Origin of the sequence: Actinoplanes sp. HUAS TT8, assembly GCF_051380535.1 — a bacterium.
Taxonomy (GTDB): domain Bacteria; phylum Actinomycetota; class Actinomycetes; order Mycobacteriales; family Micromonosporaceae; genus Actinoplanes.
On sequence record NZ_CP195646.1, the window covers coordinates 1,718,354 to 1,737,832 of the forward strand.

Annotated in this window: 17 protein-coding genes; 7 read left to right on the top strand and 10 right to left on the bottom strand. The window is 69.4% G+C overall.

Annotated elements, in window-relative coordinates:
* Nucleotides 1–2 precede the first annotated feature (2 nt).
* From ACSHV8_RS07605 to ACSHV8_RS07615, 3 genes are all read left to right on the top strand, one after another.
* Nucleotides 3–1,043, top strand: a complete 1,041-nt coding sequence (locus ACSHV8_RS07605) for an aldose epimerase family protein (RefSeq protein ID WP_436530770.1) — start codon at nt 3–5, stop codon at nt 1,041–1,043.
* A gap of 67 nt (nt 1,044–1,110) precedes the next feature.
* Nucleotides 1,111–1,983 (top strand): helix-turn-helix domain-containing protein, encoded by an 873-nt coding sequence (locus ACSHV8_RS07610; protein ID WP_436530772.1) that lies wholly within the window; start codon nt 1,111–1,113, stop codon nt 1,981–1,983.
* A complete protein-coding gene (locus ACSHV8_RS07615; RefSeq protein WP_436530774.1) occupies nt 1,980–2,417 on the top strand; it encodes a TIGR03668 family PPOX class F420-dependent oxidoreductase in 438 nt (145 codons plus the stop codon). The genes ACSHV8_RS07610 and ACSHV8_RS07615 overlap by 4 nt, the downstream gene beginning before the upstream one ends.
* Before the next feature lie 117 nt (nt 2,418–2,534).
* On the opposite strand, the gene ACSHV8_RS07620 is transcribed toward ACSHV8_RS07615, so the two are convergent.
* Nucleotides 2,535–5,276, bottom strand: a complete 2,742-nt coding sequence (locus ACSHV8_RS07620) for a M14 family zinc carboxypeptidase (protein ID WP_436530776.1) — start codon at nt 5,274–5,276, stop codon at nt 2,535–2,537.
* A gap of 252 nt (nt 5,277–5,528) precedes the next feature.
* The gene (locus ACSHV8_RS07625; RefSeq protein WP_436530778.1) at nt 5,529–6,944 is read right to left on the bottom strand and encodes an NAD(P)/FAD-dependent oxidoreductase; all 1,416 of its coding nucleotides are present in this window, start codon (nt 6,942–6,944) and stop codon (nt 5,529–5,531) included.
* 101 nt (nt 6,945–7,045) lie between these two features.
* Between ACSHV8_RS07625 and ACSHV8_RS07630 the strand changes: the two genes are divergently transcribed.
* Nucleotides 7,046–7,786: a TetR/AcrR family transcriptional regulator gene (locus ACSHV8_RS07630; RefSeq protein WP_436530780.1), complete on the top strand. Its 741-nt coding sequence runs from the start codon at nt 7,046–7,048 to the stop codon at nt 7,784–7,786.
* Nucleotides 7,787–7,840: 54 nt separating this feature from the next.
* The gene (locus ACSHV8_RS07635; RefSeq protein ID WP_436530781.1) at nt 7,841–8,800 is read left to right on the top strand and encodes an ABC transporter substrate-binding protein; all 960 of its coding nucleotides are present in this window, start codon (nt 7,841–7,843) and stop codon (nt 8,798–8,800) included.
* Nucleotides 8,801–8,868: 68 nt separating this feature from the next.
* On the opposite strand, the gene ACSHV8_RS07640 is transcribed toward ACSHV8_RS07635, so the two are convergent.
* From ACSHV8_RS07640 to ACSHV8_RS07650, 3 genes are all read right to left on the bottom strand, one after another.
* Nucleotides 8,869–10,185 (bottom strand): DJ-1/PfpI family protein, encoded by a 1,317-nt coding sequence (locus tag ACSHV8_RS07640; RefSeq protein WP_436530783.1) that lies wholly within the window; start codon nt 10,183–10,185, stop codon nt 8,869–8,871.
* Nucleotides 10,182–11,114, bottom strand: a complete 933-nt coding sequence (locus ACSHV8_RS07645) for a GlxA family transcriptional regulator (RefSeq protein WP_436530785.1) — start codon at nt 11,112–11,114, stop codon at nt 10,182–10,184. Before ACSHV8_RS07645 ends, ACSHV8_RS07640 begins: the two co-directional genes overlap by 4 nt.
* A gap of 65 nt (nt 11,115–11,179) precedes the next feature.
* Nucleotides 11,180–12,499: a right-handed parallel beta-helix repeat-containing protein gene (locus ACSHV8_RS07650; RefSeq protein WP_436530787.1), complete on the bottom strand. Its 1,320-nt coding sequence runs from the start codon at nt 12,497–12,499 to the stop codon at nt 11,180–11,182.
* A gap of 228 nt (nt 12,500–12,727) precedes the next feature.
* On the opposite strand from ACSHV8_RS07650, the gene ACSHV8_RS07655 reads away from it, so the two are divergent.
* Entirely contained in the window at nt 12,728–13,135 is a 408-nt protein-coding gene (locus ACSHV8_RS07655) for an SPW repeat protein (protein ID WP_436530789.1), read from the top strand.
* Nucleotides 13,136–13,218: 83 nt separating this feature from the next.
* Nucleotides 13,219–13,779 carry an NADPH-dependent FMN reductase gene (locus ACSHV8_RS07660; RefSeq protein WP_436530790.1) on the top strand — a complete coding sequence of 187 codons (561 nt, stop codon included), beginning with the start codon at nt 13,219–13,221 and terminating at the stop codon, nt 13,777–13,779.
* Here ACSHV8_RS07660 and ACSHV8_RS07665 read toward each other — a convergent pair.
* The 5 genes from ACSHV8_RS07665 to ACSHV8_RS07685 form a co-directional block, all read right to left on the bottom strand.
* Nucleotides 13,776–14,441, bottom strand: a complete 666-nt coding sequence (locus ACSHV8_RS07665; RefSeq protein WP_436530792.1) for a cyclase family protein — start codon at nt 14,439–14,441, stop codon at nt 13,776–13,778. The genes ACSHV8_RS07660 and ACSHV8_RS07665 overlap by 4 nt on opposite strands.
* A 30-nt stretch (nt 14,442–14,471) precedes the next feature.
* Entirely contained in the window at nt 14,472–15,965 is a 1,494-nt protein-coding gene (locus tag ACSHV8_RS07670; protein ID WP_436530794.1) for a hypothetical protein, read from the bottom strand.
* Between the two features lie 137 nt (nt 15,966–16,102).
* Nucleotides 16,103–17,086 carry a polysaccharide deacetylase family protein gene (locus ACSHV8_RS07675; protein ID WP_436530796.1) on the bottom strand — a complete coding sequence of 328 codons (984 nt, stop codon included), beginning with the start codon at nt 17,084–17,086 and terminating at the stop codon, nt 16,103–16,105.
* A 1-nt stretch (nt 17,087) separates the two neighbouring features.
* Nucleotides 17,088–18,092 (bottom strand): glycoside hydrolase family 11 protein, encoded by a 1,005-nt coding sequence (locus tag ACSHV8_RS07680; protein ID WP_436530798.1) that lies wholly within the window; start codon nt 18,090–18,092, stop codon nt 17,088–17,090.
* A 232-nt stretch (nt 18,093–18,324) separates the two neighbouring features.
* Entirely contained in the window at nt 18,325–19,419 is a 1,095-nt protein-coding gene (locus ACSHV8_RS07685) for a hypothetical protein (protein WP_436530800.1), read from the bottom strand.
* Nucleotides 19,420–19,479: the final 60 nt, after the last annotated feature.

Here is a 19,479-nt window from a genome sequence, read left to right on the forward strand (position 1 = left end):
TCATGACGAGTATCGACAGCACTCCGTTCGGTGAACTGCCCGACGGCACCGTGATCGAGAAGTGGACGCTCACCAACGCGGGCGGGGCGTCGGTGTCGATCCTCACCTGGGGCGCGACGATCCAGTCGGTGTCGGTCCCGGACCGGGACGGGAACCTCGGCAACGTGACGCTCGGCTTCACCGACCTGGCCGGATACACCGACCCGGCCAACCCGTACTTCGGCTCGACGATCGGCCGGTACGGCAACCGGATCGCCGACGGGACGTTCACGCTCGACGGGCAGGCCTGGAAGGTGACCCAGAACGAGGGGTCGACCACGCTGCACGGCGGGGCGCGCGGGCTCGACAAGCGCGTCTGGTCCGCCTCGGCCGCCGGGGACGGGGTCCGCTTCGCGTACGTCTCGCCGGATGGTGAAGAAGGCTTCCCGGGCACGGTCGACGTGGCCGTGACCTTCACCTTCGACGACGAGTACCGGCTGCGGATCGACTACACGGCGACCACCGACCAGGTCACCGTGCTCAACCTGACCAACCACGCCTACTGGAACCTGGCCGGCGAGGGCAGCGGCACGATCAACGACCATGAGCTGCGGATCAACGCGGAGCACTACCTGCCGGTCGACGGCGCGCTGATCCCGACCGGTGAGCCGGCGCCGGTGGCCGGCACGCCGTTCGACTTCCGGACGTTCCACACCATCGGCGAGCGCCTGCGCGACGACGACCCGCAGCTGGCCGTCGGTCTCGGGTACGACCACAACTACGTGCTGGCCGGCTCGGAGGCGGCCGAGGTGCGTGACCCGCGGACCGGTCGCCGGCTGACCATCGAGACGACCGAGCCGGGCCTGCAGTTCTACTCCGGCAACTTCCTCGACGGGAAGCTGCGCGGCCCGTCCGGTCGCCGGTACCGCCAGAGCGACGCGTTCGCCCTGGAGACACAGCATTTCCCGGACAGCCCCAACCGGCCCGACTTCCCGTCCACCGTCCTGCGCCCGGGCGAGACGTATGCGTCCACCACCACGCACACGTTCTCGATCGTGGAGTGACCCCGGCCCGGAGACTGGGACCGGCAGGGCCAGGCGGATCGGCCGGGAGCGGCCTAACGTCGGAAGCATGACCGACGAGATCAACGCCCTCGGCGCCTACCTGCGGGCCCGTCGTGAGCTCGTCAGCCCGGAATCGGCCGGTCTGACGAGCTCCGGGCAGCGCCGCGTCCGGGGCCTGCGCCGTGAGGAGGTCGCGCTGCTCGCCGGCATCAGCGCCGACTACTACCTGCGCCTGGAGCAGGGGCGCGACCGGCACCCGTCGGCCCAGGTCCTCCAGTCGCTGGCCCGCGTGCTCCAGCTGGACGACACCGGCACCGACTACCTGCTGAGCCTCGGTACCGAACGCCCCCGGCGGGCCGCCCGGCGCCCGCGCCGCGAGACCGCCCCGGCCGGCATCCGCAAACTGCTGGCCACGCTGCCCCTGCCGGCCTTCGTCGAGGGGCGGTACTTCGACGTCCTGGCGGTGAACCCGCTGGCCACCGCCCTGTCACCACGCCTGGTCCCGGGCCGTAACCGCCTGCGGGACGTCTTCCTCGACCCGGCCGAGCAGGCCCTCTACCCCGGCTGGGAAGAGGCCGGTCGCCGCCTGGTCGCCGGCTTCCGGGAATCCGTCGGCACCGGCACCACCGATCCGCGCTGCATCGAGCTGGTCGGCGAGCTCTCCCTGGCCAGTGACCGATTCCGGCAGCTCTGGGCCCGGCACGACGTGCAGACCCGCGAGGGCGCCACGGTCACCATGGACCACCCGTCGGTCGGCGCCCTGACCCTCAACCGCGAGAAACTCATGATCGGCGGTGCCGGCGGGCAGCTCCTGGTCGTCTACCACCCCGACACGGGCACCGACGCCGCCGAGAAACTGCAGCTCCTGGCTTCGTTGTCGGCCCCCGAGCCGGCCCCTCGGAGCACCCGATCGGCCGAGGAAGAGGCCGAGCGGCGATGACCCCGCAAGAACGCTTCGCGAGCGTACGGGTGGCCCGCCTGGCCACGGTCACCCCGGACGGCGCCCCGCATCTGGTGCCCATCGTGTTCGCGCTGGCCGGCGACGTGATCCACACCGCCGTGGACGGCAAGCCGAAACGCCACCGCAACCTTCAGCGCCTGGCCAACATCGCCCACGAGCCGCGCGTCAGCGTCCTCGCCGACTTCTACGACGACGACTGGACCCAGCTCTGGTGGGTCCGCGCCGACGGCCACGCCACGATCGGCGACGAGCCCGAGCCGGCCCTGCTGGCCCGCTACCCGCAGTACACGGTGCAGCCGCCACCCGGCCCGTTCCTGCGCATCACGGTCACCGCCTGGCACGCCTGGGCCGCCGGCCCGGCCCAGCCGGGAGGCGGCGGCTCCGGTGTCCGGCTCAGGTCGGGTTCACGGTGACGGCCGGGTAGGTCGGCGACCGAGCCCGGGCCCTTCGGTGACCGGAATCGGTCACCGAAGTAGCCTTCCGCGCGGTCGCCGACGCTTACTCGGAAAGACGGTGAGAACGGCCGGGGGTCAGCCGACGACCGAGCGCAACGGGATTCCGGTGCTCTTCAGGGCAGAGACCAGATCCCGGAGGTACGGGTGTTCGTCCGCCTGCAGCCCCTCCGGGTTCGGGATCGTGAGGTACGCCGAATCGCCCACGACCGCGGACGTCGCCGTGGTCGTGTACCGGCTGATCACGGACCGGGTGCGGGCCAGATCAGCGGTCGCGACCTGGATACGGATGGGCCGCCACTCGCCACCCAGGTCGGGCGCGACCGGCTGGGCCGCGGCGGCCGCGCGGGCCGCGTCCGGACTCGCCGAACGCTGGAGCGCGGCGGGACCGGCCGGGTGGAGCAGGGCGTTGGCGACCAGCTCGATGCCGTTCTCGTTGTACGCCCGGAACAGCGGGTTGAACGCGAACAGCACCGCGTGCCCGGCCCCGGTCGGCTCGTCGACCACGACCGACGAGCCCTTGAGCGTGTCGGCCTGCACCGTGTAGCCGTTGTGCCAGAACGTGTCGTCGCTCGGGTACGTGACCACGTTCGTCCCGGTCGTGCTCGGCGTCAGGATCGGGTCGCCGTTGTTGAACTGGAAGTCCTCGGCCGGGCGGCCGGTCGCGACCGGGCTGGTGGTGTCCACGTCGACCCGCAGGTGCGAGCCGATCACCAGGTAGTCGGCCGGTTTCGCCTTCTCCGTGGTCGAGGTCAGGCCGGCGGCGCGGGCCAGGCGCGTGCCCTCGTTGCGCAGCCCGACGTACGTGTGCCCCTGCGCGATCCAGTTCCGCAGGTTGGCCTGCCCGGCGGCGGTGAGACCCCCGGTCGCGTTGCTGCCGTCCGGCACCAGCAGCACGGTGCGGGCGGTGAACGCGGGCGTGTTGTCGTTGATGTCGGCGGTGGTGACCGGGGTCAGGTTCAGCCCCCACTGGTTGCCGAGCACGAACCGGGCCTCACCGTAGGACCCGGACGTGGTGGTGATGCCGGTGCCGCGGAACAGTCCGACGTCGGGGCGGGCCACCGCCGTACCCGAAGCGGGTTTTGATGATGGGGACAGCGTGACGCCCAGGGATCGCGCGAGCCGGTCGACGGCCGGGGTGACGGCGGCCGGGGGGACGCGGACCAGGCCGTTGTCGCGCACGATCGCGGCGCCCAGACCGAGCAGGCGGAACGTGAGCTGCGCGGCCGACGCCGAGTCCAGGGGATAGGTGTACGAGCCGCCGCGCCTCGCGGTCCCGGAACGCCCACCCTCGATGTTCCGGACAGGATCGGCCTTCGGGCGTACGGCGTCACCGGTGTAGATCGTGTCGATGCCCATCAGGAGCGGGTTGCTCCACGAGGAGACGTCGTAGAAGTACGGGAACGGCACGTACGGGTCCTCGCCCAGGGTCGCCTGGATCCAGTGCTTCTGCGGCTGCTCCATCGGGATCCAGTACGCCCCGGCCGGCACGGCGACGTTCCTGGCGGTCCGGCCGCCGAAGACGTGCGCGTTCCGTACCGTGATCGGCTTCTTGATCTCATAGACCTCGACGTCCATCTTCCGCAGACGCTCGACCAGGCGCCGGACGTCGCCGACCTGGCGGTTCGGCATCAGGAAGTAGGACTTGATCGTGATGTCGGGCACCGGGAACTGGACCGTGTTCTCCGGCTGCACGACCTCGTTCGGTTCGAGCGTGCCGGCCCGGCCCTCCTTCAGCGCATCCGTCCAGGTCTTGTAATACCCGGTCAACACCTCGCGCTTGTTGGCCGCGGCCCACCCGAGCGTCGCCCACTGGGTGGTGAACTGCTGCTGGACCCGGTCCTGAACGGCCGAGGCACTGCCCTTCTCGTACGTCATCCCGGCCGCCCCGAACCCGGTCGCCGGAACCGTGTCGCCATAACCCATGTAGAACAGGTCGTAGGTGTCGTAGTTGAAATAGCACTCGGTCGAGACCGTGTCCGAGCAGGCGCCGTTGTAACCGAACGCGGCCTTGTTGGCCGCACCGATCCGGTTGATCCAGTCGACCGGGGCATCCGCGATCTCGTGGTGGATCGGGTCGGCGTTGGGCGGGAAGAAATACCGCTGGCCGCCCATCTCGTGGGCGTCGATGAACACCTGCGGCGGGAACCGGCGCAACAGATCGAGCTTGCTGTCCGTCTCCGGCTGGGTGCGCGCGAACCAGTCACGGTTCAGGTCGAAGCCGTACTCGTTCTGCCGTCGCAGCGCGTCCCGCCCGTCCGGGTTCTGCGTCGGCAGAATGACCGTGACCAGGTTGTCGTTGCGCTGCTGAACCGCGCAGGACAGGCCCGCGGCCAACTCGTACAAGGTCTTCAGGGACGCGTCGGCGCCGCTCGTCTCACCGCCGTGCACATTGCCGGCGATCCAGACGATGGCCGGCTTCCCGGCCGCGATCCGGCGAGCCCGGTCGGCCGACAACGTCCGCGGATCCCGCAGGCTGCGGATCTCGGCCGCGACCTCGTCCACGTCGGTCCGCTGCTTCGCGACCACGGCGTAATTCAACGGCTGGCCGAGCACGCTGGTGCCCATCGTGCCGGTGACCACCCGGTCGGAGGCCTTGTCGACCGCGTTCAGATAGCCGCGGATCTCGGTGTTGGTGACCACCCGCTGCTGGCCCAGGCCGAGCGGGAAACCGAGGAACGTCTCCGGACTCGGCACCGTGCTCATATGGGCGGTCGGGTCGCTGCTGCAATCGGGGTGGGCCGGATGGGCGCCCGCGGGCACCGGAGTCAGGACGGTGATCAAGGTGATCGCCAGGTACAGGGGTCTCGGAATTCGCATCGTGTGCTCGTCCTCTTCCCGGGAAGAACGCAAGAAATGATCAGCAGCCTATGGTCGTCCATTTGCGACGGTCAACGCCGGGAAATTGATCGAGGCGAATGTGGTGGTCTGCCGGGATTTCGGATCCGGGGTGGGCCGGGCGCCGTCTGCGCTCCGGGGTCGAGTTGCCCTGGGCCGGCTCCGGCGGATCGCCGTACCGGGGCAAAAGGAAACGGTCCGGCGGGAGGACCGCCGGACCGTGACCGGAAGGGATCAGGAGTCGAAGGAGAAGCCGAGCAGGTTGGCCGTCTTGAGGATCACGCCGTCCCGGCCGCCGTTGCGGTCGGCGCGGGCGATGGCCCGCCGGATCACCTGGACGGCGGGGTAGGCGATGGGTTCCGGCGGGATGGGCAGCGGGCGTCTGGTGGCCATCTGCAGGCGGGTGCGGGGGTTGTCCAACCCGGCCAGCAGGTCCAGCATGACCGTGCCGGCGAAGCGGGTGGCGGCCACCCCGAGGCCGGTGAAACCGCTGCTGTAGGCGACCTTGCCGCCCATGGCCAGGCCCTGGAACGCGGCCAGCTGGGTCGACATGTCGATCATGCCGCCCCACGCGTGGGTGAACTTGATGTCGCCGAGCTGCGGGAACGTGCGCAGGAAGTGGTCGGCCAGGCGGGCGAACGTCTCCGGGTTCTGGTCGAACTCGGGGCGGATGCCACCGCCGCGGTGGTAGACCGCGTCCCAGCCGCCCCACAGGATCCGGTTGTCGGCGGTCTTGCGGTAGTAGTGGAACTGCCGCGAGCTGTCGCCGATGCCGAAGTTGCCGTGCCAGCCGATCTCGTCGAGCTGGGCGGCGGTGAGCGGCTCGGACATCAGGGCGTAGTCGTAGATCGGGATGGTCAGGTACCGGTTGCGGCGCAGCAGCGACGGGAAGCCGTTGGTGGCCAGCACCACCTTGCGGGCCCGGATGGTGCCCATGTCGGTGGTGGCGCGGACCGTGCGGCCCCGATCGGCGAGGCGGGTCACCGGGGTGTGCTCGTAGATGCGTACGCCCAGTTTGCGGCACGCCTCCTTGAGGCCCCAGGCCAGTTTGGCCGGGTGCACCAGCGCGGCGCCGGTCTCGCGGAGCACACCGGCCCGGTACAGCGGCGACCGGACGAGTGAGGCGAGTTCGTCCTGGTCGTAGAAGCGACCCGGGATCTCGCGCAGCTCGTCGATCTGGTGACGTTCGGTGGCGACGTCGAGGGCGCCCTCCTCGTGCCACTCGGCGTCGATGCCGTGTTTGATCAGCGAGTCGCGGAAGCCGGCGAAGTTCTCCTCGGCCAGGGCGTCGAGCACGCCGACGTCACCGGCGAAGTTGCGGGCGCCGTTCTCCGGGCCGTGGGTGAGGCTGGCCTCGACGAATCCGCCGTTGCGGCCGCTGGCCGCCCAGCCGATCTCCTTGCCCTCGACGAGGACGACGTCGCGGCCGGGGTCGTTCTCCTTGGCCTGCAGCGCGGTCCACAACCCGCAGTAACCGCCGCCGATGATCAGGAGATCGGTGTCGATGGCGCCGATGAGGGCGGGCTGCGGGGTGGGACGACCGGGATCCTCGAGCCAGAACGGGGTCCGGGCGGCGTCGTTGAGCGCGGCACGGATCCGCTTCTCGTCGGTCCGGATGTCTAGGTCGTAGGCCGGTGTGTCCGCCTGCATGCTGATCCTCCCTGGTCAGGGCCATAGGTAACCGTGTCCGGTACGCTTAGGTCAATGCGTTGACATAAGTAGGTCAACGCGTTGACATAAGGAGGCTCGAAGTGACGACGACGCGAGGCGGTTCCGACCGGGTCCGGCGACGGCCCACGCGCAGCGGCGTGGTCCTGGAATCCTCGATGATCATCGATGTCGCGTTGCGGCTGATCGAGGCGCCCGGCGGCAACGCGCTCACGGTGCGTCGCCTCGGGGTCGAACTGGGGGCCGACCCTTCGGCCATCTATCGGTACTTCCGGGACATGGACGCGCTACTGATCGCGATCGCCGACCGGCTGATCAGCGAGACCCTGGCCGACTTCGACACCGGGTCGGACTGGCAGGAGGCGCTGCGCGAGATGGGCCGCGGCGTGCACGACTCGATGCTGCGGCACCCGCGCCTGGCCCAGCTGCGGGCCATCCGGTTCACCGCCGGGCCCAACGAGCTGCGCGCCGACGACATCGGCATCGGCCTGCTGCTGCGCGCCGGGTTCCCGCCGGCCGAGGCCGTCCAGAACTTCCGGGACTTCATCGATGCGGTCCTCGCGCTGGCCGCGATGGACGCGATCGAGCTCGCGCCCGGTCAGGAGGAGGCCGACATGGAGGCGCTGGCCGAGACGTATGCGACGTTCCCGGCCAAGGAATACCCCAACCTGGCCGCCGTCCGTGATCACCTGACGCAGATCACCGCGTCCCCGTTCCCCGGTGTGCTCGACAAATTGATCGAGGCCCTGGCCGCTCGGGCCGAGCAATTCCGGCCGAAGGCCCGCAAGCCGAAGAGGAAGAAATCATCCGCCACTGATCATTGACGGACGCGAATCGCTGGCCTACTTTGCGGGAAACCGACGAATGGGGTTCCCGAAATGCCTCGATTCCGGCTGACCGCGGCGTTGACCGCGACGATTCTTCTGCTCGCCGCCTGCGGTGATCCCGGCGATCCCGCGCCCGGCGCCTCCGGGCCGCCCGACAAGGTGAAAGCCGGGGTCATCGCCATCGTCGACGTCGCGCCGATCTACGTCGGCCGGCTGAAGGGCTTCTTCCGGGAGGAGAACATCGACCTCGAACTGACCACCGCCCAGGGCGGCGCGGCGATCGTGCCGGCCGTGCTCGGCGGGGAGTACCAGTTCGGCTTCAGCAATACGATCTCGCTGCTGCTCGCCGCGTCGAAGAAACTGCCGATCAAGGTCGTCGCCAACGGTAACAATTCGACCGGGGTCGACGGCCAGGATTTCGCCGGCCTGTTCGTCAAGGCCGACAGCCCGATCAGGTCTCCGAAAGATCTCGCGGGTCGCAAGGTCGCCGCGAACACGTTGAAGAACATCGTCGAGACGACGGTACGGGCGTCGGTGCGCAAGGACGGCGGCGACGCGGCCGCGGTCCGGTTCACCGAGCTGGCCTTCCCCGATCAGGTCCCGGCGCTGGAGTCCGGCCAGGTCGACGCGATCTTCGTGGTCGAGCCGTTCCAGCAGGCCGCGGTCCTGGCCGGTGCCCGCAGGATCGCGTCGAGCTACGTGGACGCCGCGCCGGACCTGACCGTCGCCATGTACTTCACCTCGAATCAGCTGGCGTCGGCCGACCCGGATCTCGTCCGGCGGTTCACCGCGGCCATGAAGAAATCCCTGGCGTACGCGGACGGGCACCCCGACGAGGTGCGGGAGGCGATCGGCACGTACACGAAGATCGATCCGACCGTGCGAGCGGCGCTGATCCTGCCCAAGTGGCCGGCCGAGGTGAACCGCGCGTCCGTCGAGGCGCTGGCCGGCCTGGCCGTCACCGACGGCCTGCTCACCGGCAAGCCCGACCTGAACGCGCTGCTGCCCTGAGAGGAAGGGCGACCCGCCGACAAAGCGACCGGGGCGCACGGTCGCACGCCCCGGTCTCCTCGCGCGGGTCAGGTGATGGGTGGATCGCCTGCCCCACTGCTGTAGACGAGGCCGGCCCGCCTCTTGTGTAACCGGTTACCGACAAGTCTCCGAGGGCCGACGCCGATGGCGACGCCGAGAGCGGTGAGCAGCCCGATCAGGACGATGATCCGCCCCGGAACCCCGCTGCCGGGCAGCTCGGGGGTCGGGTATTCGATGTACTTCGCCGCGGTCCGGGCGGTGGCCCGGCCGTCGGTGCGGGCGATGTCACGCAGGATCGGGTCGAACGCCGAGTCGCCCGGCCGGGCGGCGGCCCGCGGCAGGAAGAGCGGGGCGCCGCCGAGCGTGGTCGACGTCACCCCGGGGACGACGAGACGGTCCAGGCCGGAGACCGTGCCGATCGGGTGCGCGACCAGCCGCAACCCGTGCGCGGTGGTCACGATCGGGGTGGCGGCGACCGGGACGACGTGGGCGGTGAACGCCACGCCGCCGTACAGTTCCGCGGCCGCCGCGATGTCGATCTCGGTCACGCCGTCGGTGAGGCCGAGCCCGTAGGTGGGCTGGAACCAGGGCAGGACCGCGTTCAGCGCGTACGGGTAGTCGCCGGCCGACACCCGCCGCTCCGGGATCGTCGTGGACGTCTGGTCCGGGTAGTTGATCCGGTCGGCGATCCGGGTCGCCTCGGCCGGGCCGGCGAACCGCTCGACCAGGTGCAACGCCCCGAGGATGCCGGAGCTCACCCCGGCCGTGGTCAGCACGTCGCCGTCCTCGACCCAGCGGGTGCCGGCCAGCCAGGTGGTTTCCCGGTGCGACGTGCGCAGGCCCGGGATGTCCGACCAGAACGAGGTGGCGCGGCGCCCGTCGAGAACGTCGGTCGCGGCCAGGACGCGGGCGCCCGCGCAGACGCTGACGACCAGGCCGCCGGTGTCGTGGACGTGCTCGATCAGGGCGCGCAGCGGGGCCTCGTCGGCACCGCCGGGATCGGTCCAGGCCGGGACCACGACGATGTCCGGGGTGGGGGCGGTCGTCACCGTGAAGTCGGGGAGGGCGGTGAGGCCGCCGGACAGGGCGACCGGATCCGTAGAGGTGGAGACCGTGTAGACGTCGAATCGGGAGGAGTCGGCGAGGACGTCGTAGGGGCCGAGGACGTCGGTGGCGACCGAGCCGTTCGGGCTGAGAAGGATTGCCACCTTGAGTTGATTCATCCGGGCATCTCGAACGCCGGAGGGCTCCGCCGCGGCGCCCAGCGGCGAGAAGTCTCGGCTCATGGTGACCATGAACCCGGCGCCGAGCAGCGCGGACGGCACCGCGAGAGCCAGCAGAACGCGCAGGAGGAGGCGCATCATCGGCTCCGGAACGAGCGCGGCGGAACCCCGTGCCGATGGGTGAACAGCCGCCGGAAATGCCGGGCATCGGCATACCCGCAGTCCCGGGCGATCTCCTCGACCGGCCGCGACGTCGTCGTCAGCAGCATCTCCGCGTGCCCCATCCGCAGATCCTGCTGGTACTGCAGCGGTGTCACCCCGGTCGCCGCCACGAACGCGCTGGTCAACGTCCGCACCGACACGTGCGCGGCCCGGGCCAGGTCGGTCAGCGTGTGCGCGGCGGCGAAGTCCTCGGCCAGCAACTGCTGAACCCGGTGCACGACCGGATCCAGATGATCACGGCGATCCAGGAACGGGCTCAGCGGCGCCGACGAACCGTTGCGCCGGGCGTAGACCACCAGTTCCCGGGCCACCGCCGCGGCCACGGCGGGGCCCAGGTCCTCCTCGACGACGGCCAGGGCCAGATCGATGCCGGACGCGATCCCGGCGCTGGTCGACACCGGACCGTCCCGGACGAACAGGACCGATTCGTCGACCTTGGCCGACGGGTACCGCAGCCGCATCGGCTCGATGACGCTCCAGTGACTCGTGCAGTGCCGGCCGTCGAGCAGCCCGGCGTCGCCGAGCACGATCGCGCCCGTGCAGATCGAGACGAGATCGGCCCCGGCCGCGGCGGATTTCCGTACCCAATCAATTGTCTCTTGATTTATCTCTGATTGCCGGGTGAGGTCCGGGCCGGGAATGAGCACGAGATCGCCGGCGGCGACCGGCGGCAGCGGCCCGAGACCGGCCAGAGCGAGGCCCTGCGCCGACTGCTCGCCGGCGTTCGGGGCCACGAAACCGATCTCGTACCGACCGCCGTGCAGATTCGCGGTGTGCAGAACCTGCACCGGACCGGACAGATCCAGCAGATTGACCGCGGGCAGTACGAGGACGTGAACAGCTGGCATGCCGCCACACTACGAACGCACCCGCGGTCGCCGACAGAGGTGATCGGGCGAGGAAACCGGACGGATCAGGAAGCCTCGAACGCGCCCAGGTCGGGGGCCGATCCGCTGTAGGGCAGGCCGACGTTCGTGCCCTTGTCGATCAGGGTGCTGCCGGTCGCCAGGCGCAGATAGGGCAGGACGGGCAGGCTGCCGTCCGATTGCCGGGAGACGTTCCAGCCGGTCGTGGCGACGCTCTGGAATTGCGAGTTCGACATGGTGACGCTCAGATTCCACGAGTTGTAGGACGCGCTCGTGCCGCTCAGGTTCGCGGTGAGCGTCCCGCCGTACGCGATGTTGTTCCGGAGATTTCCGAGCCCGACCCCGGCACCGCTGGAATTGATGCCGAGCATGTCGTAATCGACGCCGTTGCTGTAACTGGTGTTGTTGAAATAATCGTTGGCCACCGTGTGGTGGTTGGCGTAGAAGCCCTGCCCCCGATTGAGGAACGCCACCGACGTACGCACGGTGTGCTTCACCCCGCCGGAGACGTAGACCCCGCCGTACCCGCCGGCCTTGAACCCCGCGCCGTTCCCGGCCGCCGTCGTGGTCTGCGGCAGGTAACCGTTGCGCCACGCCCACGAGTTCTCGATCGTCACCGGCGAATACGCGTTGATCAGGTCGAACCCGTCGTCCGAGTTCCACCACGACCGGCAGCCCCGGAAAACGTTCCCGGATCGTCCGGCGCCGATGTGCGCGCCGAACCCGTCGGCGTTCTCCCCGGCCCCGTTGGAGCTGTACGGGTCGTAGTTGTCGTGCGAGTCGGAGTTCAGCACGAGATTGTTCGAGCCACTGGCGATGAACAGCCCGGGGCCCATGTTGTTGTGCGTGTTCAGCTTCTCGAACGTGTTGGAACTCCCGGAGATCCAGACGCCCCACGACTCGTGGTTGAGGCTGTTGTTCTGCCGCACCCCGCTGATCTCGAAACCGCGCAGGTACAGGTAGCTGCCGGTGACGTCGAAGCCCTTGATCCGGCAATTGCTGGTCATTCCGGAGAAGTCGAAGAGCACTTTCTCGGCCGGATAGTTGGCGTAGGTGATCGGCGCTCCCGACGTGCCGCTCTTGCTCAGCGTGATCGCATCGACGGTCGCGGTCTGGCTGGAGCAGCTGGTCGTGCCGCTGGTGTAGCTGTAGGTGCCGGCCCGGAAATACACGGTGTCACCGGCCGCGACGACGGTCTGCGCTTTCGCGATCGTCTTCCACGGCGCCGCCGACGTGCCGGCCGCGCTGTCGCTGCCGCTCGGGGAGACGTAGTACACGGAGGCGGCGAGGGCGGCGGCGGGGACCGCGAGCCCGGCGGCCACGACGGCCGTGGCCAGGAGGCCTGCGCGCATGAGGGGACGGTTCATGCTCGTCACTCCTTGCTGTGCTGGGGATATTTAGTTCGGTCGATGCACAATAGGCCCTTGGATAGCCGAATGTGAATGGAGGGGAATCGGGCCGTCCGAGGGGCCGTCGCATGGCAAGCTCACGTCAGGCATCAGCCGCCGGCATCCGAACGGGGGAGAATCGTGCACCTCAGTCCACCTCTGCGGCACTGGCATCCGGTTCGTGGCGGGCGGCGGTTGATCGCCGAGATGAGTCACACACCCAGCGAGTTGACCGTTCTCGCCGGCGTCTGGCTCACCGCCGGGCCGCTGCTGTTCGACCACCACGCGGCCACCGCGGTGTATGCGGGCTGGAGCGAGGTCATCGCCGGGCTCAGCCTGGTCGCGCTCGGCTACGGCCGGGCCGTGCACAAGGCCGGCACCCTGCGACTGATTCCGATCACCGCCGTGGTCGGGGCCTGGGTGATGCTGTCGCCGTTCGCCGGGGGCTACGCCGACGCGGCCACCGCGATGTGGAACGACCTGATCACCGGCGCCGCGGTGATCGCGTTCAGCGCCGCCAGCTGGTGGACCAGCCGCGCGCAGCGCGATTCCGAACGCTGGATCCGCGAGATCGAGAAGGCCCGCGCCCGCCGGAGCCAGCGCGGATATCGCTGATTCGGCCAAGTCGGCGTGACTGCAACGGGCCGCCCGTAACGTCCACGGCCGTCGGACCACCATCGCGAACCCGGAGTGCATCCATGATCCGCATCGGCATCATCCTCGGCAGTACCCGCCCCAACCGCAACGGCGAGCAGGTCGCGGCCTGGGTCCTCGACCACGCCAAGCAGCGCGGCGACGCCGCGTACGACCTGGTCGACCTGCGCGACTACCCGCTGCCGCACCTCGACGAGCCGGTCCCGCCGTCGATGGGCCAGTACCAGAACGACCACACCAAGCAGTGGGCCGCCAAGATCGCCTCGTTCGACGGTTTCGTGATCGTCACCCCGGAGTACAACCACAGCACGTCCGGGGTGCTCAAGAACGCCATCGACTACCTGTTCGCCGAGTGGAACAACAAGGCGGTCGGCTTCGTCTCCTACGGCTCGGTCGGTGGCGCGCGGGCGGTCGAGCACCTGCGGCTGGTCGCCGGCGAGCTGAAGATGGCCGACGTGCGCCAGCAGGTCACGCTCGCGCTGAACACCGAGTTCGAGAACTACAGCGTCTTCAAGCCCGGCGACTACCAGATCCCGCAGCTCACGACCCTGCTCGACGAGGTCGTGGCCTGGAGCACCGCCCTGGCCGGCCTGCGCAAGGGCTAGTCCAGCTGCATCGCGACGGCGCGCACGGGCGCGCCGTCGGCGTTCTCCAGGGCGATCGGCAGGCACGAGACCAGGGGATCGGGGAAGTCGATCAACTCCAGGTTGCGGAAGTTCTCCCCGATCACCCCGCCCGCCGCGGCGATCAGGTGATGCACCGGGTAACCCACCCCGGGGTGCGTCTCGTCCGGCGTCTCGTCGATGTTGATCGCGTCCACGCAGAACGTCCGCACCCCGAGGCCGAGCATCCGCCGGCAGGCGTCCGCGTCCAGGTAGGGGTGGTCGAAGTAGGCGTCCGTGCCGTAGTGCTCCGACCACCCGGTGCAGATCAACACCACCACCCCGGGACCAAGACGATTCGCGTACGGATCGAAGCGCTCCCACCCGATCGGCTCCCGGGCGCCTACGCCCCGGACATCGACCACCACGCCCGTCCCGGCGAACAGCCCCAGGTCGAGCTCGTGCAGCCGGGGCGCATCGTCCCGGAAGTGGTAGGGCGCGTCCACGTGCGTGCCGGTCTGTGACCCCATGTCCAGCCGCAGCAGGTTGAACCCGTCCCGCCGCACGGTCGCGTGCACGGCCGCGCGCGGGACCGGGTCGCCGGGATAGACCTGGGTGTCCGGCCCGACCGGAACGGAGAGGTCGACGATACGGCGTACGCGCATGATGTCTTGATCCTCAGGGTTGTCCTCGGCTCACTCCACTACGGTGATGATCCGCCGTCGCCGCGCGGTCCGGAACAGGAACAGGCCAACCAGCAGCAGGGCCACGCCGCCCCCGGCCAGCAGCCCGGCCGACGGACCGGTCAGCGGCAGGCTGTCCCCGGCCTCCACGGTCAGCATCGCCTTGTCGTCGCTGCTCACCGTGTCCTGGACGTTGCCCTCGGTCTGCACGAAGCCGGTGTCGTGGTCGGCGTCCTGGATCTTGCCGGTGAAGGCGAACAGGGACTTGCCGCCCTTGGGGATCTGGTCGAACACCAGGCACACCCAGTCCCGGCTGGCCAGGTCGGCGTCGGTGCCGGTCACCGAGTCGGTGTCGGTGAGCGAGGCGCCCGGCAGGCAGAAGTCGTCGACCGAGGTCAGCTTGAACCCGGACGGGATCCGGACGTGCACGTACCCGATCGAGCTGAGCGACAGCGGGACCGTCGCGAACGGGCCCAGGTTCTGCGTGCCGACCTTGACCGTGACCTCGTCGCCGACGTTGCCGCTGATCACCGCGCCGACGGCCGAGCTGTCGGCCGGCGCGGTCGGTGCCGTGACCCAGAACAGGGCGGCGTTGTCGTCCTCGTTGAGGTCGCCGTCGATGTCGCCGTCGGTCAGGTTCGCGGCCGACACGGTGCTGGTCATCTTCAGGGTGGCGCCGGCGCGGCCCGCGTTGCGTTTGGTGAAGCCGGCCACGTACTTGTCGGTGAGACCGACGGCGACGACGCCCGCGAAGTACCGGGCCGGGCCGGGCGCGTCGTCCCGCAGCTTGACCGTCACCGGGGTGTCGGCGGCGGTGGTGACGGTCTGGCCCGGGGCCAGGGTCTGGTCGGTCACGCAGACCACGCCGCCGACCTCGACGTCCTTCTCACAGTTGCGGTAGCGGCTCATGTCCGGCTCGACGCCGTCCAGGGTCACCATGACCAGGCCGAGCGTGGCCGACTTGGTGTTGCCGGTGTTCTTGACGGTCACCGGCATGTCGGCCGACTTGCCGCGACCCAGCTTCAGGTCCTTGAGGTCGCCGATCTCCAGGTCCACGCCGGCCTTGGTGGTGCGGACCACCTGCACGGTGGTGTTGCCGAACTCGACGTCGTCGGCCGAGGCGCCGATGGTGAAGGACGAGGTCAGGTTGGCCGCGGTGGTGTCCGGCTTCACCGTGAGGCTGTAGTGGCGCCGCTCGCCGCCGGCCAACTTGTCGATCTTGCAAGCGGTGGGCGTGCAGCCGGCGGGCGGCGTGAAGCCGAGGCCGATGGCCGCGTTGAAGGTGATCACCGTGTTCACGGCGGCCCCGCCACCGATGTTCTGGACGTCGAAGCCGATGGTCTTCGACTGCCCGTCGATCACCGTGACGCTGTCGGTGATGTTCACGACCAGCAGCGGGAATTCGGGGAGCGAATCCGCCCGGGCCGGAAGGGCCAGGCCGGTCACGGCCAGACCCGCGGCGAGCGGGGGCAGCACGAGGCGGCGGAGAAAGGCACGCAGGCGCATGATCACCATATCTGTGAGAAAGCTGGTAGTCGTGAAGCTTGCGCAGCGTAAGCGGCCACTCTCGCATGATCAACACCCGAAACGGCAGACCGCGACGGCCGGAAGTCCGGCCGCCGCGGCGGTTGACCGCAAACCGGTCAGGCGGTGCTGCAGGAGACCGACGGCCAGGTCCAGTTCCCGTTGGTCTGGACGGTCAGGCCGAAGTTGTTGCCACTGCCGTTCGGTTTGGCCACCAGCGTCTGGGCGTTCGGGTAACTCGCCGTGATGTTCCAGGTGGCGATCACCTTCGCCGGTGACGGAATGGTCAGCGTCACCGTCCAGGCACTGGACCCCGAGACCGCCACATTCAGGTTGTAGCGGTCACTCCACGACGAGCCGGCCGACAGTGTCGCCGTGCACGACCCGTTCTGCGGGGGATTGGTGGTGGTGCCGGTGGTCGGGGTGGTGCCGCCCGAGGGCGCCACCGCCCGGCCGGTCGACGGCGAGATCATGCCGGCGCACAGGTTGCGACTGGCCAGGCCCTGGGCGATGCGCGGGATGGCGGCGACCGTGTTGGCCGGCCAGTCGTGCATCAGGATGATCTGACCGTTGGTGAGCCGGCCGGCGGCCGACACGATCGCGTCGGTGCTGGCGCCGTTCCAGTCCTGCGAGTCGACATCCCAGATGATCTCGGTCAGGCCGTACTTCTGCTCGACCGATTTCAGCGTGGCGTTCGTCTCCCCGTACGGCGGCCGGAACAATTTCGGCGTTCCGCCGCTGGCATTCGCGATCGCCGTCTGCGTCCGCGAGATCTCCGAGTCGATGGAGGCCTGGCTCTGCTGGGTCAGGTGCGGGTGCGTGTAGCTGTGGTTGCCCACCCACATCCCGGCGTCCACCTGCGCCCGGACCAGCGAGGGGTTCGACGCGGCGTACTGCCCCTCGTTGAACATCGTGGCCCGCAGCCCGTTGGCCTTGAGCGTGTTCAGCAGGTTCTGCGTGTTCCCGGCGGTCGGGCCGTCGTCATAGGTCAGACCCACGTAGCCGTTGCACGTGGCGGCCTGCGACTGGGCGGTGACGTTGATGGCCACGAAGCTGGTGACGGCGGTCAGCGCGGCCAGTCCGGCGACAACGATTCTTCGCATGTCAGCTCGCCGCGCAGGACACGGAGGGCCAGGTCCAGTTGCCGTTGGTCTGGATGGTCACCCCGAAGTTGTTGCCGCTGCCGTTCGGCTTGGCGACAAGCGTCTGCGCGCTCGGGTAACTGGCCGTGGTGTTCCAGGTGGCGATGCTCTTGGCCGGCGACGGGATGTTCATCGTCACCGTCCAGTTGCTGGAACCGCTGACCGAGACGTTCAGGTTGTACCGGTCACTCCACTGCTGACCGGCCGAGAGCGTCGCGGTGCAACCGCCGCTACCACCGCCGCCGGTCGGCGGAGTGGTCGTTCCGCCGCCCCCGCTGCTGGTACCGCCGACCGTGATGTTCGAGTTGCCGCTGCTCTGGTAGCCCTCGGTGGCCAGGATCTGGTAGTTGAACGTGCCCAGGTTCATGCCGTGGCTGGCCCACGCGTCGAAGTGGTTGCCGGTCGTGATCGTGCCACCGGTCCGCTTCGACTGGCGCACGCTCCAGTACTGGTAGAACGTCGCCGTGCCCTGAATCGACGGCTGGTTGACCCGCTGGGTGCGGTAGATGTCGTACGTCCCGCCGTCGCTGCTCACCGTGCCCATGAACGAGCCGGTCGGGCGGTAGGTGCCCCAGTTGTCGACGATGTAGTACTCGATCAGGGGGCTGGTCGTCCAGCCGTACAGGGTCAGGTAGGCGTTGCCGCTCGGGTTGAACGACCCGGAGTAGGTGACCGCCCGGCGCGCACCGGTCGACCAGCCCTTGCCGGCGACGAAGTTGTTGATGCCGCTCCACTGGGTGCTGTACTGACCACCGGAGCCCATGGTCATGCTGACGTTGCCGCTGTCCTTCCAGAACGAGTAGTAGTAGCCGTTGTTCGTGCCGGTCTGGTTGCTGGTGATCGTCGTGTCGGCCTGCGCCGGGCCGGCCATCAGCGTGCCGGCCACGGCGGTGATCAGGGCGCAGGCGGCGCCGACGGCGATGCGGAGTCGGGTCCGTTTACCGGGTCGTGCGGGAGCGTCGGACATGGCGATTTCCTTCGGCAGAGGGACAAACGCTGAGGGGATCGACGGTGGGCGATCCCTCCCGGCAGCGTGAGTATTTGCCCGCTCGCTCACCGGTGTCAACAACTTCCGGAAACATACCGGTAGTGAATTTCGGCCGTAAAAGCAAACTGGCCCGGCATACGCCCAGGCCAGATGCTTGTTGATCAGATTACGTTGCGGAATGGCTTCGTAACATTATCGAAGTTGCGGAAGGTCACTCCGTAAGTTTCGGAACCGTGCGAATCATCGCGGTGGTGTCGCTGTTCCACGGCACCGAACCACTCATCTGCGGCGACGCGGCGACCGAGACCGGCAACTCCCCGCCGGTCAGCGCGGCCGGCCGCCGGAACGCGAACGAGTACCGGGCACTGCCGCCCGGGCGCGGCGCGGCGACCGTCACGGTGAACGAGTCGGGCCGGCCGGTCACCCTCGGCCACGCGTCACCGGTGCGGACCAGACCCTCCGGCGGATAGAACGTCAGCGTGACCCGCGACGGGTGCGCGCCCGAACGGTGCGTGACCGTCACGTCCAGCGTGCCGGTCCGGAACCCGCCGGCCGCCGGGCCCAGCGCCAGGTCCCCGGTCGTGATGCGCAGGTCGGTCACGTGCGGGTTCACCGGCATCCGGGCCGGCCCGTCGACCTGCTGGAACCGGCCGTCGCGCCGGGCGTAACCACGCGTCTGCCAGATCTGCGGGGTCCGGTCGTCGCAGCAGCGCTGATAGTCGCCGACCAGCACCGACACGACCCCGGCGGCGCCGACCCGGGCGCTGCCGTCGCGCAGGTCGCGGATCGGGCCGGTGGTCGCGGTGATCCGGCCGAGGCTGACGATGTGCCCGGCGCCGTCCCGGTCGTAGGCGACGAGCTGCTTGCTGCCGCCCTCGATCATGCAGGCGAGCTCGACGATCGTCTCGTCCGCGCCGTCATGATCGATGTCACCGTAGGTCACTGACAAGATCAGGACCTGGTCACCGTACGGGGGTTGACCCTCGGGCACGGTCTTCGGCTCGATCGGCACGACGCCGTCGTGGAACTGCAGCGGCCCGGACGGTCCCCGCACGTTGTCGTCCGGCCAGGCCGGGACGTCCAGGAGGGCTTCCCGCAGCTCGGCCATCGGGATGCGGCCGTCGGGCGCCGGCTGCGCGCCGTCGTCCCGGCTCGCGGCCGCGGCCGGCGATCCCAGGTAGGGGGCCAGGCCGCCCAGGGGGAGCGACACCGCCGCGGTGAGCACGGCGCTCAGGACCGCGGGCCAGACCCGCCGCTTCGAGCCGTGGGGCGCCGGCTCGCGCTGTTCCGAAGTCCGGTCGGGCATCGCGCGCCTCCAGTGCCGCATCAGCCGGACCGTCCGGCAGCAGACATTCTGGACCAAACG